This is a genomic window from Ancylobacter dichloromethanicus (genome assembly GCF_018390645.1).
Taxonomy (GTDB): Bacteria; Pseudomonadota; Alphaproteobacteria; order Rhizobiales; family Xanthobacteraceae; genus Ancylobacter; species Ancylobacter dichloromethanicus.
Window position 1 is genome coordinate 40860 of the sequence record NZ_JAHBGC010000016.1, and the last position, 15215, is coordinate 56074.

A 15215-nucleotide genomic window follows, 5' to 3' on the forward strand; every position below is an offset into this window, starting at 1 on the left:
CGCATGAATGCTGCGTCGTCGAGGCGGGGAGAAAAAGCGGCGGCGCTGCTGGCGCGGGCGCGCCACATCCTGCTCTTCGCCGCCCTCGGCGCCGTCGGCACGCTGGCGCATTATGCCGTGCTGGTCGGGCTGGTGCAGGGCGGCCTCGCCGGGCCGGTGGCGGGGTCGAGCGCCGGCTTCCTGGTCGGCGGGATGGTCAATTACCAGCTCGGCCGGCGCCTGGTCTTCCGCTCCTCGAAGCCGCACCGCGCGGCGCTGGCGAAATTCTTCACCGTCGCCGGCATCGGGCTGGGATTGAACGCGCTCTTGATGGCGCTGCTCACCGGTCCTCTTGCCGCGCCCTATCTGCCGGCGCAGGTCCTCGTCACCGGCCTGCTGGTGCTCTGGCATTACGCCGGCAACGCGCTGTGGACGTTTCGCGCGGCGCGGCAGGCCGGCGCCCCGGTGGAGGGCTGATCCCACAGAGACGACTTGACTCTCGGCGCGGATGGAGTCGTTTTAGGGGGAACAAAGCATGAACAATATCGAGCGCTGCGATGGACCCGATCCGCGATGTGGCGGCGCTGAGGCAGATGCTCGCCGGGCTGGAGGCGGCACGTCTGCCCGGCGTCGAGCCGTCCTTCTCCCTTGGTGCCGCCGGGCCGGCGGCGGGCGGGGTGTGCCTTGCCCGCGGCGCCCTGCACGAGGTGCAGGCAGCCTGTAGCGCCGACCTGCCGGCGGCCGCCGGCTTCGCGCTGGCGCTGGCGCTGCGCGCGCTGCAAACCGCCGACGCGGGGGAGAGGCGGCCGCTGCTGTGGGTGCGCCAGGACCTTGCCGAGGCCGAGTTCGGGCGGCTCGACGCGCCCGGCATCGCCGCGCTCGGGCTTGATCCCGCGCGCCTCCTGGTGGTGCGGGCGCGCGACGGGGCGGAGGTGCTGCGCGCGGCGGGTGACGCGGTGCGCTGCGCCGGGCTCGGCGCCCTGCTCATCGAGACCTGGGGCACGCCGAAGGCGCTCGACCTCACCGCCACGCGGCGCCTCGCCCTGCGGGCGGCGTCCTCCGGGGTGACGAGCTTCCTGCTGCACATGGCCGCGCAGGCCGCCCCAACAGCGGTGGCGACGCGCTGGCGGGTGGCACCCGCTGCCTCGGCCCCGCTGGAAGGCGACGCGCCGGGCGCGCCTTCCTTCCACGCCACCCTGCTGCGCCATCGCGGCGGCGCGGGCGGTGTGCGGCCGGTGGAGGGCGGCGACTGGAAACTGGAGTGGGACCATGAGGCCTGTACCTTCCGCGACCTCGACCCGCTACCTCGCGCTGTGGTTCCCGTTCCTGCCGGCCGACCGGATGGAGCGGGTGCGCAGGAGGCGCGGCGGGGCGAGGTCGTCGCGCTGCGCCGTGCCGGCTGACGGTGGGCCGGGGAGGCGGGGCGAGGGCGATCGGCAGATCGGCGACCCCTTTGCCCCCGCGCCGCTGGTCTTCGTCGAGAAGGTGCGGGGCGCCCTGCGCCTCGCCGCGCTCGACCGCGCCGCGCATCGCGCAGGGCTCGCCCCCGGCCTGACGCTGGCGGATGCGCGCGCCCGCCTGCCCGGCCTCGCCGTGCTCGACCACGACCCCGCCGCCGACGCCGCCTTTCTGGGGGAGGTGGCGGATGATTGCGACCGCTGGACGCCGCTGGTGGCGCTGGACGCGCCGGAGGGGGCGCCGGACGGGCTGATCCTCGACATCACCGGCTGCGCGCATCTGTTCGGCGGCGAGGCGGCGCTGCGCGCGCGGCTTCTCGCCCATCTCGAACGCCACGGCCTCGGCGCGCTCGCGGTCATCGCCGGCACGCCGGACGCGGCGCGGGCGCTGGCCCGCTCGGGGCGGGGCGGGGTGGTGCCGCCGGGCGGGGAGGCGGCTGCCGTCGCCGGCCTGCCGGTCGCCCGGCTCGGGGTGAGCGCGGAGACGGTGACCGGGCTTTCGCGCGCCGGGCTCAAGACCATAGGCGATCTCGCCGCCCGCCCCGCCACGCCGCTCGCCGCCCGTTTCGGCGTGGAGTTGCTGGTGCGGCTCGACCGCACGCTGGGGCGCGAGGATGTGCGCCTCGTGCCGCGCCGCCCGCTGCCGGCCTGCATCGCCGAGCGGCGCTTCGCCGAGCCGATCGCCCGCACCGCCGACATCGAGGCGACGCTCGCTTTGCTGGTCGACGATCTCGCTTTGATGCTGGAGGCGCGCGGCGAGGGCGGGCGGGCCTTCGAGGCCTGCTTCTTCCGCACCGATGGCGCGGTGCGGCGGCTGAGGGTAGAGACCGCGCGGCCGCTGCGCGACGGCGTGGCACTGGCCCGGCTCTGGCGCGAGCGGATCGAGACGCTTGCCGACCCGCTCGACCCCGGCTTCGGCTTCGACCTGGTACGGCTCGGCGTATTGCGGTCCGAGCCGCTCACCCCGGCGCAGGTGAGCCTCGACGGCCGCGCGGTGGAGGAGGAGGAAGTCGCGGCGCTGGTCGACCGGCTCGCCGTGCGGCTGGGGCGCGAGCGGGTGCTGCGTTTCCTCCAGCGCGACACCCACGATCCCGACCGCGCCAGCGCGCTGGTGCCGGCGGGCGCCGCAGTCCCTTCGGCCGCGCCGGCCGGCTCGGCGGCCGAGGCGCTGGCGCGCCCGCTCACCCTGTTCGATCCGCCCCAGCCGGTGGAGGCGCTGGCCGAGGTGCCGGACGGCCCGCCGCTGCGCTTCCGCTGGCGGCGCGTGGTGCACGAGGTCGCCCGCGCCGAGGGCCCCGAGCGCCTCGCCCCGGAATGGTGGCGCCGGCCGGAGGAAACGCCGACGCGCGACTATTACCGGGTGGAGAATCGCGAGGGCCGGCGCTTCTGGCTGTTCCGCGCCGGTCTTTATGAGCGCGAGCCCGGTGCGCCGCGCTGGTTCCTGCACGGCCTGTTTCCGTGAGGCGATGATGGACGCGCCGCTCTATGCCGAACTCGTCGCCGCCTCGAACTTCTCCTTCCTGCGCGGCGCCTCCTCCGCGGTGGATCTGGTGGCGCGGGCGATCGCGCTCGGCCATGCCGGGCTCGGCATCGCCGACCGCAACACGGTGGCCGGCGTGGTGCGCGCCCATGCGGCGGTGAAGGAGGCCGAGGAAGCCTGGCGGGCGGCGCAGGACCGGCAGGCTCACGACTCAAGGGCGCGGTTCCCCTTCACCCTCGCCGTCGGGGCGCGGCTGGTCTTTGCCGACGGCACGCCCGACATCGTCGCCCATGCGCAGACGCGCGCCGGCTGGGGAAGGTTGTGCCGGCTGCTCACGGCAGGCAACCTCAAGGCCGCCAAGGGGTCGTGCATCCTCCGGCTCGACGACCTGCTGGCCGATGCCGGCGGGCTGTCGCTTATCCTGATGCCGCCGGATGGTATGCCGGTTAAGGAACTGCCCGGGCTTGTCCCCACCCTGGCCCGGCTTCTTGAGGCGGCGCCCGGCGCGCTTTGGCTCGGCGCCGCGATGCACCGGCGCGGCGACGACCGTCGCCGCCTCGCGGCGCTGAAGGCGGTGGCCGCGCAAGCCGGCGTGCCCCTTCTCGCGACCAATGACGTGCTCTTTCACCACCCGGACGAACGCGACCTGCAGGACGTGCTCACCTGCATCCGCGAGGGCGTCGTCATCGACGCCGCCGGGCGCTTTCTGGAGGCCAATGCCGAGCGGCATCTCAAGCCTCCGGCGGAGATCGCCCGCCTGTTCCGCGACGCGCCCGAAGCGGTGGAGGAGACGCGCCACTTCCTCGCCCGCATCGACTTCTCGCTGGCGGAACTGACCTATGAATATCCGCAGGAGCCGGTCCCGCCCGGCTACACCCCGCAGGGCCGGCTGGAGGAGCTGACCTTCCAGCGCGCCGCCCTCCGCTACCCCGAGGGCGTGCCCGACAGGGTGGAACGCCAGCTCAGGGTCGAGCTGGCGCTGATCGGCGAACTGGGCTACGCGCCCTATTTCCTCACCATTCGCGATATCGTCGACTTCGCCGAGAAGCGGGGCATATTGTGCCAGGGGCGCGGCTCGGCGGCCAATTCGGCGGTGTGCTACGTGCTCGGCATCACCGCCGTCGATCCCGCCACCAGCAATTTGCTGTTCTCCCGCTTCATCGCCCGCGAGCGCAACGAGCCGCCGGATATCGACGTCGATTTCGAGCATGAGCGGCGCGAGGAGGTGATCCAGTACATTTATGAGCGCTATGGCCGCGAGCGGGCCGGCATCGTCGCCACGGTGATCTCCTATCGCCCGAAGAGCGCCATCCGCGATGTCGGCAAGGCGCTCGGCCTCACCGAGGACGTCACCGCCCGGCTGGCCGGCACGGTGTGGGGCAGCTGGGGCGACGACATCAAGGGCAGCCAGGCGCGCGAGGCCGGGCTCGATCCCGGCAACCCCATGGTGGCGCGGGCGGTGGGCCTCGCCATCCGGCTCATCGGTTTTCCGCGCCACCTGTCCCAGCATGTCGGCGGCTTCGTGCTGACCCAGCACCGGCTCGACGAGACGGTGCCGATCGGTCTCGCGGCGATGAAGGACCGCACCTTCATCGAATGGGACAAGGACGACATCGACACGCTCGGCCTGCTGAAGGTCGACGTGCTGGCGCTCGGCATGCTCACGTGCATCAGGAAGTCGCTGGACCTGCTGCGCGCGCATGAGGAGATCGACTGGTGCCTCGCCGAGGTGCCGCGCGAGCAGGGCGATGTCTACGACATGCTGTGCAAGGGCGATTCCATCGGCGTGTTCCAGGTTGAGAGCCGGGCACAGATCAACATGCTGCCGCGCCTCAGGCCGCGCAAGCTCTACGACCTCGTCATCCAGGTCGCCATCGTCCGGCCGGGGCCGATCCAGGGCGACATGGTGCACCCCTATCTGCGCCGGCGGGACGGGCTGGAGAGGGAGGATTATCCCTCGCCGGCTCCCCCGCACAACCCCGACGAGCTGCGCGAGGTGCTGTCGCGCACGCTCGGCGTGCCGCTGTTCCAGGAGCAGGCGATGCATCTCGCCATGGTGGCGGCGGAGTTCACCGATGTGGAGGCCAACCAGCTGCGCCGCGCCATGGCGACCTTCCGCCATAACGGCACCATCGGCACCTTCCAGAATTTGCTGGTCACGCGGATGAGCGCGCGCGGCTACGATCCCGCCTTCGCCGCGCGCTGCTTCGAGCAGATCAAGGGCTTTGGCGAATATGGCTTCCCGGAGAGCCACGCGGCTTCCTTCGCCAAGCTGGTCTACATCTCCGCCTTCCTCAAATGCCGCTACCCCGCGATCTTCGCGTGCGCGCTGCTCAACGCCCAGCCCATGGGCTTCTACGCCCCGGCGCAGATCGTGCGCGACGCGCAAGAGCACGGGGTCGAGATCCGTCCGCCGGACGTCAATTACAGCTTCCATGACAACACGCTGGAGCGCGACGCGCCGGGCGTGCCGCTGGCGCTCCGCCTAGGCCTGCGCCAGCTCGACGGCTTCGGCGAGGTGTGGAGCCGGCAACTGGTCGAGGCCCGGCAGCGGGGCTTCCTGCATGACATGGAGACGCTGGCCCGCCGCTCCCGCCTGCCGGCGGCGGCGCTGGCCAGGCTGGCGGATGCCGATGCCTGCCGCTCCATGGGGCTCGACCGGCGCGAAGCCGCCTGGGCGGTGCGCCGGCTGCCGGACGACGCGCCGCTGCCGCTGTTCGTGGCGGCGCAGGCGCGCGAGCTCGGCGCGGACGCGGACGCGCATCTGCCCCTCATGCCGCTGCCGGAGCAGATCGCCGTCGACTACCAGACCACGCGCCTGTCGCTGAAGGGCCACCCGATGGGCATGCTGCGCGCGCTCTTCGCCGCCGAGGGGGTGGCCTCCAGTGCCGAGGTCGCCCGCGCCCGCGATGGCGCTCGCCTCCGTGCGGCGGGCATCGTGCTGGTGCGCCAGCGGCCGGGCAAGGGCAACGCCGTCTTCATGACGCTGGAGGACGAGACCGGCATCGTCAACGTGCTGCTCTGGACCCGCCAGTTCGAGCGCTACCGGGCGCAGGTGATGGGGGCCCGGCTCATCGTGATCGAGGGGCGGGTGCAGAAGAGCAAGGAGGGCGTCGTCCATCTGATGGGCGAGCGCGTGGTCGACCGCACGGCGGAACTGTCCCGCCTGTTCGAAGACCCGCGCCGTATGCCGCCACCGCAGCTCGATCCGGGGCAGGATGAGCGGGTGCGGGGCGGGCGCGTGAAAGAGGGGCGGGCGAAGCTGGAACCGGCGCCTGCGTCGGCCGGCCATCCGCTCGCCGGCCGCCGCACCAGCCATGGCCATCCCCGGCAGGTACGCATATTGCCGAAGTCGCGGGACTTCCATTAGCGCCTTTTCGCGCGGGCGGAGTCCGCCGTGCGCCGACGAACGGCATCAAGGCAATAAAGGGGATCGTCGGCGGGAGGGGTGGATCGACGGCGATGCAGGCCGCCGACGGCCTGTCGCCCGCGGCCCGTTCGATGCTAGACCGGCCCGAGATGCAGGAACGAGGAGGAGGCACCCCATGGCGCAGCGTTTCGACGACTGGGAGAAGGACGACAAGGGCAATCTGAAGGTGTGGCCGATGCTCGCCTTCACCACCGCCCTGTTTGGCACCGAGAAGGTGGGGCTGCGCCTTGAGATCGGCGCCCAGCAGCCAAAGCCGGGCGAGCCGGTGCCGGCGCTCCAGCTGGTGCTCGACCCCGCCCAGGTGCGCCAGCTCGCCGAAGCGCTGGCGGAGGCCGAGGCGCGCCTGGTCGATGCCCGCTTCTCGACGCTCGGCCGTCCCGGCAACGCCTGAGGGGCATCCTTCGAGGCGCGCTACGCGCGCATCTCAGGATGACGGCGTTTCCCGTTCGGGGTTGCCCCACCGCCGCCCGTACGCAAAAGCCCGTCATGTCGAGGGGCCGGCCGCAGGCAATAGCCCGTCATGCTGAGGTGCCGGCCGCAGGCCGGCCTCGAAGCACGTCGCGACCCGGCCGCCCTTTCTCCGGCCTCTCATGAGGCCGATCCCGGCTCGGTCCGGCGAACCGTCGGGGATGACGGGCGTTCCTGCGAAACGTCCCGCTAAGCCGCCAGGAACTGCGCGTCCGCCTGGTCGAGCCGGCGGCGGATCTGGGTGACGATGAGCTGCTCGTCGGGCAGGCAATTGTCATAGGTCAGCCGCTCGCCGGCCTTCACCGGCTTCAGCACCCGGGCGCGCTCGGCAAGGCCGAGCGGCAGGGCGAAGCTGTCGCGGGCGTCGCGCCAGCTCATCGTGTAGCCGCGATAATCATATTCGCCGATCCGGCCGAGCACCGCGCCGGGCGCGAGGTCGCGCTTGGCCACCGCCGTGCACTCGGCCACCGGATGGTCCAGCACCTCCATGTCGCGCGTGCCATGCATCACCGCGCGCACCGCCGAGAGCGGCACTTCGAGGCTGGTGAGGTGGAACGGGCGGATCAGCGCGAAGCAGGGGCCGGGGCCGACCTTGAGGTCGGCCATGCGCTCGCTGACACGCGGATGGCGCGGCTTGACGATGCAGAACACGCCGGGCGCCACGCCCTTGCCGAGGGTGAAATCCACCACGCCGGAGCGCGAGAGGATGCCGCCATCCTCCCGGGTGCACAGCACCTGCGCCAGCACGTCGCGGTCCGCCGCCGGCCCGTGCATGCCCGGCACGTCCGGCACCAGCCCGGTGGCATTGGCGAGCGCGGTCATCTCGACCATGGTCTTGGAGCCGTCGACGAACTCGACCAGCATGCGCGGGTTCATGTTGCGCGCCCGCGCCTCCTCCTCGAACTCGTCGGGGACGGCGTCGGGCTTGAAGGCGTTGTTCTTGGCCTTGCCGGCGCAGACGATCTCGAAGCCCAGCGCCTGGGCGAAGCCGATCAGCTCGATGGTGGCGGCCGGCTCGTCGCCCGCCGCCCCGGTGAGCACGACGCCCGCCGCCCTGGCCTCCTGCTTGAGGTAGCGGCCGATGGTGATGTCGGCCTCGACGCTCAGCAGCACCACATGCTTGCCGTTGCGGATCGCCTCCAGCGACACCAGCGTGCCGATGTTGGGGCTGCCGGTGGCGTCGATCACGACGTCGATATGGCCGGAGGCGCACATGGCGGTGTAGTCGTCGGTGATGACGAAATGGCCGGCCTCGATGGCGCGGTCGATGCCCGAGCGGGTCGAGGCGCTGACGATGTCCTCGCGGCGGTGGCCGGCCATCAGGGCGGCGTCAATGGCGACCTGCGCGTTGAGTTCCGTCACCGCGCCGATGCGCACCCCCGGCATCAGCGCCGCCTGCACGATGAGGTCGGTGCCCATCTGGCCGGCGCCGGCGAGGCCGATCGTCACCGGCCCGTGCTTGGCGGTCCACTGTTCCAGTTCGGCGGCGAGGCCCGTTCGCACGATCCCGCCTGCACCGAGCATAGTTGCACCGAGCATACGCTCAACCCTTCCTTGAAGCGCGCCTCCGCCTTTCGGCGAATGCGTCATCGCTCTTCGGTACTCGACATTTGTTCCAAGGCAAAGGGCGCTGACGCCCGCATCCCGGCATTCCGCCTTCAGTAATCTGCGCCGGCCTCTTCAAGTACCGCGGCGGCGGTGATCTCGTCGGTGATGAAGACGGTGGGGCGCAGCATGCGCAGCGCGGCGATCACTGCCTTGGCCTTGCCCGGCCCGCCGGAGGTGAGGATGCGCTCGGGGGTCGCCTGCAGCGTCTCGATCGGGATCGACATGACGCGGGAATTGATCGGGTGGTCGACCGGCCGGCCCTCAATGTCGATGAAATTGTAGATCACGTCGCCCACCGCGCCGGCGGCGATCAGCGAGGCCCAGTCGGCATCGGAGAAGAAGCCGAAGCGCAGCGAGGTGCTCTCCGAATCCATCTCGCCGACGCTGAGCACCACCGCGTCCATCTCGCGGGCGAGGTTGTAGACGGTGCCGAGGCCGCAGCGCTCGATCAGCGCCTGCTTGGTCTCCACGCTGTCGACGATGGCCGGCGCCGCGATCAGGTGGCAGTCGGCCTGGAACAGCCGCGAGAGCTGCCAGGCGAATTCGGAGGGGTTGTACTGCTTGGCCTTGGTGATGCCGCCCAGCAGCGAGATGACCTGGAGGTTCGAGACCGTCTTCTCGTCGATGAAGCCGAGCGCGCGCATCAGCGTGCGGCCCCAGCCGAAGCCGATCTTCATGTCGGAGCGGATGAGGTCGGAGATGAACAGCCCGGTGGCCGCGCCGATGGCGCTGGTGGCGTCCGCGAACGGGCCGGAGACCGGGGCCACCACCGCCTCGCGCAGCCCGAACGCCTTCTGCAGCCCCATTTCCAGCCGCGGCAGCTCGGCGATCTCGCGGCTGAGCGAGATCTTCACCTCGTTGAGCTGGCGGGCGTCGGCGAGCAGGCGCACCACGGTGACGCGGCCGATGTCCAGCGCCTCGGCGATGGCGCTCTGCGTCATGCCCTCGACATAGTACATCCAGGCCGCGCGCAGCCGCAGCCGCGCCGAGCGGCGGCCGGTGGGGCTCAGATCGGCGAGCGACGAATTCTCGCTCAGACCGCCCGGCCTGGTCGTGGCGGCTCCACCCGACATAAGCAGCTATCCCCCCGAATGACCTCTCCGCGTTGCTATAGATGACGACGGCGCTATCTTCAAACAATGCGCGCCCGGCGGATGGCCGCGCCCGGCACGCTGCCCGCCCGCCGCGGTTACGCAAAAACCCGCTTGTCGCCGCTGTGCCCGCAGGGCACGGTGCCCGCTACAGTGCCCCCGCCCAGGCACGCATGGTTCCGGTATGTCCAGCACAGACGACACGCTCAGGCTCAAGGATTTTCTCTGCTTCGCGGTCTATTCGGCGAACCATGCCTTCAACCGCGTCTACAAGCCGATGCTGGACCGGCTGGGCCTGACCTATCCGCAATATGTCGCCATGGTCACGCTGTGGTCCGAGGAAGGGCTGACCGTCGGCCAGATCGGCGAGCGGGTGCTGCTGGAGACCAACACGCTGACGCCGCTGCTCAAGCGCCTGGAGGGCGCCGGGCTGGTGCGCCGGGTGCGCGACGTGGCGGATGAGCGCCAGGTGCGGGTCTATCTCACCGAGAAGGGCCGCGCCCTGCGCCACGAGGCCGAGCGCGTGCCGGCCGAGATGGGCGTGTGCCTCGATCACGATTCGCAGGAACTGCGCGCGCTGACCGGCGACCTGACCCGGCTGCGCGACCGGCTGCTGTCGCGCCTCAAGCCGTAGCCGGGTCGGGCGCCGCCTTTTCCGGCGCCGCCCTTTCGGGAAGCTCGATCTGCCCCTCGATGAAGCGGCGGTGGCGGGCGATCTCGCCGGCGAGGAAGTCGAGGAAGGCGCGCACGCGCGGCGAATGGCGCAGGTCCGGGTGGGTCAGCAGCCACAGATCGGCGGCGTACTCGTTGTCGGTCGGTCCGAGCCGCACCAGCGAGGGGCGGGCATCGCCGATCAGGCAGGGAATATGGCCGATGCCGATGCCGGCCTCCACCGCCTCGGCGATGCCCAGCACGCTATTGATCTTGTAGGCGACACGGTCCGGCGGCACGTTTTCCTGCACGAACTTCACCGTCTTCAGCGCGCCGAGGCTGTCGCCGAGCGACACCCAGTTGCAGGCGTCGAGTTGCTCCTGGGTGACCGCGCGCGGCTCGGGAAAGTCGACCGCGCGCCCGTACAGCGCCCAGGCGATGCGGGCGACCCGCCGGCCGACCAGGTTCTCCGGCGGGTTGTCGGTGGCGCGGATGGCGACGTCGGCGTCGCGCTTGGACAGGTTGAGCGGCTGGTTGCTCAGCACGATGTCGAGCCGCACCTCCGGGTAGCGCTCGCGGAAGGTGGCGAGCATCGGCATCAGCAGGTGGATGAGCAGCGAATCCGGCGTCGTCACCCGCAGCTCGCCCGAGGGCGCGGGCTCGCGGCCGGCGAGCTTGCGGCCGACCGCGGTGATCTCCTCGTCCAGCCGGTTGGCCAGCGCCACCATCTCCTCGCCGGCGGGGGTGAGCGCGTAGCCGGTGCGGTGGCGCTCGAACAGAAGCGTGCCGAGATGCTCCTCGATCTGCTTGAGCCGGCGGAACACCGTGGAATGGTTGACGCCCATGGTCATCGCCGCCGCCGGCAGGCCCTTGGCATCGGCGACCGCCTTGATGAGCCGGAAGTCGTCCCATCCGAGGTTCTTGAACGGCTCGGCCATGCTGCTCCCCGACGGTGGCGACAGCTTAAATCGCTGCGGTGAAAGAAGATTCGTTCCATGCCAGCGAGGCCGACGATAGCAGCACAGATGAGATTGCGTCAACGCAATTGATTAGTCATGGCATTGCGTCGTTGCCGGCTTATCTTCTGTGGCAACAGGGGCGCAGGTCGCGCTCGAAGGAGGGCAGGATCATGAACCGCAATGGCATCCATCATGTGACGGCGATCGCCGGCAATGCGCGCCGCAATGTCGAATTCTACACCCGCACGCTTGGCCTGCGGCTGGTCAAGAAGACCGTGAATTTCGACGACCCCGGCACCTATCACTTCTATTACGGCGACGAGACCGGCGCGCCGGGCACCATTCTCACCTTCTTTCCGTGGGATCACGTCGCCCCCGGCCGGCTCGGCGTCGGCGAGACGCAGGAGACCGCGTTCCGCGTGCCTGCCGCCTCCATCGGCTACTGGACGCAGCGCTTTGTCGAGAACGGCGTGTCGCACAGCGCGCCGGTCAAGCGCTTCGGCGAGAGTGTGCTCACCTTCAAGGACCCGCACGGCACCCGGCTTGCGCTGGTCGGCGTCCCCGGCGCCGAGAACGAGCCGGCCTGGCTCGGTACCGACGTCCCCGCTGAAAATGCCATTCGCGGCTTTCACAGCGTGAACCTGCTGCTGGCCGAGGCGGCGCCCACCGGCGCCATCCTCACCGACGTGTTCGGCTTCAAGGAGATCGGCCGCGAGGGTTCGCTGGTGCGCTTCAAGGCCGAGGGCACGGAAATCGGCGGCATCGTCGACATCCACGAGGCCGGCGGCTTCCTGCCCGCCCGCATGGGCGGCGGCTCGGTGCATCATATCGCCTTCCGCGCGGCGGACGATGCGGCCGAGTTCGCCATGGTCAAGAAGCTGGGGGAGAACCACGGCATCGCCACCACCGAGCAGAAGGACCGCAATTATTTCCGGTCCATCTACTTCCGCGAGCCCGGCCACGTGCTGTTCGAGATCGCCACCGACATTCCCGGCTTCGCCGCCGATGAGCCGGCGGCGACCCTGGGCGAGGCGCTGAAGCTGCCGGACTTCCTGGAGGCCCGGCGCAGCCAGATCGAGGCCGTGCTGCCGGAAATCGCCTGAACCGGCACCGCCTGAGCCTGTCCACATACCATGGCGCCGTCCCTCGCGGACGGCGCCGCTCCTTTCTCGCGAGGAGGCTGTCATGACCGACGCCGCGCTTTCCTTCGTGCATCGCTATGAGCCTGCCACAAGGGCAGAGGCGCCCCCGCTGCTGCTGCTGCACGGCACCGGCGGCGACGAGAACGACCTGATCCCGCTGGGGGGCATGATTGCGCCGGGTTCGGCGCTGCTGTCCCCACGCGGCAAGGTCCTCGAAGGGGGAATGCCGCGGTTCTTCCGCCGGCTGCGCGAAGGCGTGTTCGATGAGGACGACGTGCGCGCCCGTGCCGCCGAACTCGCCGGCTTCATCGCCGAGGCGCGCGCCGCCCATGGCCTCGCCGCGCCCGTCGCGGTCGGCTTCTCCAACGGCGCCAACATCGCCGCCGCCCTGCTGCTGACCCAGCCGGACGTTCTTGCCGGCGCGGTGCTGATCCGCGCCATGGTGCCGCTGGCCGTGCCGCCGCCGGCGGATCTCGCGGGAAGGCGGGTATTGCTGCTCTCCGGCGCGATGGACCCGATCGTGCCGGAAGAGAACGCCGCCCGCCTCGCCGTCCAGCTTCGCGCCGCCGGGGCGGAACTCGACCATCGCACCCTGCCGGCCGGGCATGGCCTCTCGCAGGCCGACCTGACGCTCGCCCGCGACTGGCTGCGCGCGCCCGCCCGAACGGCCGCCTGACCTTCGGACCGGTATCGGTGGAACCGGATGCCGCCGGGCGCATTGCCGCCACGGCGCGGGTGATCCACACTCGCGCCGTGGCCGGGTGCCGGTCGGCGGAGGTGAAGATGCGTTGGGAGGATTTCCGGCGTAGCCGGAATGTCGAGGACCGGCGCGGCCAGGGCGGCGGGTTCAGCGGCGGCTTTGGCGGCCGGGGGCCGCGCATCGGCGGGCGCGGCGGCCTCGGCATTGGCGGGCTGATCGTCATCGGGCTGATCGCCTGGGCCACCGGCATCAACCCGGCGGTGTTGATCGGCGGCGCCGAAATCCTGCTCGGCGACGGCGACAGCGGTTACAGCCAGCAGCAACAGCCGGGCCAGAGGCCGCCGGCGCAGCGCACGCTCAGCGCCGAGGACCGGAAGCTTGGCGATTTCGCCGCCGTGGTGCTGGCCCAGACCGAGGATGTGTGGACGCCCATCTTCAAGGGACAGGGCGAGACCTATCGCGAGCCGGGCCTGGTGCTGTTTTCCGGCGCCACCCGCTCGGCCTGCGGCGCGGCGGATTCGGCCACCGGCCCGTTCTATTGCCCGCGCGACCAGAAGGTCTATCTCGACACCTCGTTCTTTCAGGAGCTGAAGCAGAAATTCCGCGCGCCGGGCGACTTCGCCGCCGCCTATGTCATCGCCCATGAGGTCGGGCACCATGTCGAGAACCAGATCGGCCTGCTGGAGCAGGTGCAGGCGCGCCAGCGCCAGGCCTCGCGCGCCGATGCCAACGCCCTCTCCGTGCGCGTCGAACTGATGGCCGACTGTCTCGCCGGCGTGTGGGCGCACCATGCCGATGCGCAGTGGCGCATCCTCGAGGATGGCGATATCGAGGAGGCGATGAACGCCGCCGCCGCCATCGGCGACGACCGGCTGCAGAAGCAGGCGCAGGGCTATGTGGTGCCCGACAGCTTTACCCATGGCACGTCCGCCCAGCGGGTGAAATGGTTCAGGCAGGGGCTCGACGGCGGGTCGCTGGCCCAGTGCAACACCTTCAAGGGCAATATCTGATGCAAGGGCGACATCCGCAGGGGCCGCATCCGGTGCAGCCCGCCGGGAGGCCGACATGAGTTCCGAAACCGCCTTCGTGCCGCTTTCCATCGCGGTGCTGACCATCTCCGACAGCCGCACATTGGCGGATGACCGCTCCGGCAACACGCTGGCCGAGCGTATCGAGGCGGCCGGTCACCGCCTCGCCGACCGCGCCATCGTGCCGGACGATGTGGAGGCGATCCGCGCGCGGGTGTCGGGCTGGATCGCCGACCCGCGGGTCGACGTCGTCATCACCACCGGCGGCACCGGCTTCACCGGCCGCGACGTGACCCCGGAAGCGGTGGAGCCGCTGTTCGAAAAGCGCATGGAAGGCTTCTCGACCGTGTTCCACATGGTGTCCTTCGGCAAGATCGGCACCTCGACGCTGCAGAGCCGCGCCACCGCCGGGGTGGCCAATTCCACCTATGTGTTCTGCCTGCCGGGCTCGCCCGGCGCCTGCCGAGACGGCTGGGACGAGATCCTGGTCCACCAGCTCGACATCCGCCACAAGCCCTGCAATTTCGTCGAGATCCTTCCCCGGCTCGACGAGCATCTCAAGCGCGGCAAGCTGCGCGCGCCGGCGGGGGGCGCGACGGGCTGAGGCCCGGTCTTCCGGCTGCGCCGGCCTGACGCTCAGTCTTCCGGCAGCAGGATCTGCGAGCGCAGCAGCACCAGCCGCCGGCGCCCGATCCGGGCCATCAGTCGGCTTGTGGCATGGGCTCCCGGCGTGTGGCCGCCCAGCGCCTCGTAGAGCCGTCGGTGCAGCAGCAGCCCCTGGTCGGGGCGCGGCCGGCCGGTGATGGCGTGGCGCAGCATGCCGACGCTCTCCCGGATGCGGGGCGAGACGCCGAATCCGTCGAGCGCCAGCCGGAAGGTCGCCGCGCGCCGATCGGTCTCGCCGGTCCGTTCGACCTGATCGGTAAAGCTGCGCACCTCCCGCGCCCAGCCTTCCTGCAGCAGGCCGGTCGGCTCCAGGAACAGCAGCCAGGAGGCGCGCGCCGCCGCTGCGCCCTGGCGCAGCCTCGCGCCGTGATCGGCGGCGCCGGCCACATATTCGCACCCCGCCGCATCGGCGATCTCGGCCACATCGGCCGAACCGGCCGAATCCACAAGCAGCACCTCACGCACAACACCGGCGGCGGCGCCCGGCACGAGCGAGGCGAGCGTCGGAATCAGCCGCCGGGCTGTCTCTCCTGTGGGAATAACGACCGAGATCACG

14 protein-coding genes are annotated in these 15215 nt (G+C 70.9%); 10 read left to right on the forward strand and 4 right to left on the reverse strand.

From position 1 onward, the window contains the following. Nucleotides 1–3: 3 nt before the first annotated feature. From KHC23_RS07080 to KHC23_RS07100, 5 genes are all read left to right on the forward strand, one after another. Nucleotides 4–456 (forward strand): GtrA family protein, encoded by a 453-nt coding sequence (locus KHC23_RS07080; protein WP_213370907.1) that lies wholly within the window; start codon nucleotides 4–6, stop codon nucleotides 454–456. 80 nt (nucleotides 457–536) lie between these two features. Then, nucleotides 537–1382 carry an ImuA family protein gene (locus KHC23_RS07085; protein WP_213370909.1) on the forward strand — a complete coding sequence of 282 codons (846 nt, stop codon included), beginning with the start codon at nucleotides 537–539 and terminating at the stop codon, nucleotides 1380–1382. A gap of 82 nt (nucleotides 1383–1464) precedes the next feature. Next, on the forward strand, nucleotides 1465–2898 hold the full coding sequence (locus tag KHC23_RS07090) for a Y-family DNA polymerase (RefSeq protein WP_213371055.1): 1434 nt from the start codon (nucleotides 1465–1467) through the stop codon (nucleotides 2896–2898). 7 nt (nucleotides 2899–2905) lie between these two features. Beyond that, nucleotides 2906–6286, forward strand: coding sequence for an error-prone DNA polymerase (locus tag KHC23_RS07095; protein ID WP_213370911.1), 3381 nt, complete (start codon nucleotides 2906–2908; stop codon nucleotides 6284–6286). 175 nt (nucleotides 6287–6461) lie between these two features. Next, a complete protein-coding gene (locus tag KHC23_RS07100; RefSeq protein WP_213370913.1) occupies nucleotides 6462–6737 on the forward strand; it encodes a hypothetical protein in 276 nt (91 codons plus the stop codon). A gap of 266 nt (nucleotides 6738–7003) precedes the next feature. Here the strand turns inward: KHC23_RS07100 and KHC23_RS07105 are convergent, their stop codons facing one another. Both KHC23_RS07105 and KHC23_RS07110 read right to left on the reverse strand, forming a co-directional pair. Further along, entirely contained in the window at nucleotides 7004–8338 is a 1335-nt protein-coding gene (locus KHC23_RS07105) for an NAD(P)H-dependent oxidoreductase (RefSeq protein WP_213371057.1), read from the reverse strand. 134 nt (nucleotides 8339–8472) lie between these two features. Then, on the reverse strand, nucleotides 8473–9495 hold the full coding sequence (locus tag KHC23_RS07110; RefSeq protein WP_213370915.1) for a sugar-binding transcriptional regulator: 1023 nt from the start codon (nucleotides 9493–9495) through the stop codon (nucleotides 8473–8475). Nucleotides 9496–9697: 202 nt separating this feature from the next. On the opposite strand from KHC23_RS07110, the gene KHC23_RS07115 reads away from it, so the two are divergent. Then, complete coding sequence (locus KHC23_RS07115; RefSeq protein WP_213370917.1) at nucleotides 9698–10147, forward strand: MarR family winged helix-turn-helix transcriptional regulator; 450 nt, start codon at nucleotides 9698–9700, stop codon at nucleotides 10145–10147. Here the strand turns inward: KHC23_RS07115 and KHC23_RS07120 are convergent. Further along, nucleotides 10137–11102, reverse strand: a complete 966-nt coding sequence (locus tag KHC23_RS07120; protein WP_213370919.1) for a LysR family transcriptional regulator — start codon at nucleotides 11100–11102, stop codon at nucleotides 10137–10139. The two genes, KHC23_RS07115 and KHC23_RS07120, sit on opposite strands and share 11 nt — an antisense overlap. Before the next feature lie 191 nt (nucleotides 11103–11293). On the opposite strand from KHC23_RS07120, the gene KHC23_RS07125 reads away from it, so the two are divergent. The 4 genes from KHC23_RS07125 (at nucleotide 11294) to moaB (ending at nucleotide 14597) form a co-directional block, all read left to right on the forward strand. Beyond that, nucleotides 11294–12226 carry a ring-cleaving dioxygenase gene (locus KHC23_RS07125; protein ID WP_213370921.1) on the forward strand — a complete coding sequence of 311 codons (933 nt, stop codon included), beginning with the start codon at nucleotides 11294–11296 and terminating at the stop codon, nucleotides 12224–12226. Between the two features lie 82 nt (nucleotides 12227–12308). After that, nucleotides 12309–12941 carry an alpha/beta hydrolase gene (locus KHC23_RS07130; protein WP_213370923.1) on the forward strand — a complete coding sequence of 211 codons (633 nt, stop codon included), beginning with the start codon at nucleotides 12309–12311 and terminating at the stop codon, nucleotides 12939–12941. A gap of 107 nt (nucleotides 12942–13048) precedes the next feature. Next, nucleotides 13049–13975, forward strand: a complete 927-nt coding sequence (gene ypfJ / locus KHC23_RS07135) for a KPN_02809 family neutral zinc metallopeptidase (RefSeq protein ID WP_213370925.1) — start codon at nucleotides 13049–13051, stop codon at nucleotides 13973–13975. A gap of 55 nt (nucleotides 13976–14030) precedes the next feature. Beyond that, complete coding sequence (gene moaB, locus KHC23_RS07140) at nucleotides 14031–14597, forward strand: molybdenum cofactor biosynthesis protein B (protein ID WP_213370927.1); 567 nt, start codon at nucleotides 14031–14033, stop codon at nucleotides 14595–14597. Nucleotides 14598–14629: 32 nt separating this feature from the next. On the opposite strand, the gene KHC23_RS07145 is transcribed toward moaB, so the two are convergent. Next, nucleotides 14630–15214: a glycosyltransferase family protein gene (locus KHC23_RS07145; RefSeq protein WP_213370929.1), complete on the reverse strand. Its 585-nt coding sequence runs from the start codon at nucleotides 15212–15214 to the stop codon at nucleotides 14630–14632. Nucleotide 15215: the final 1 nt, after the last annotated feature.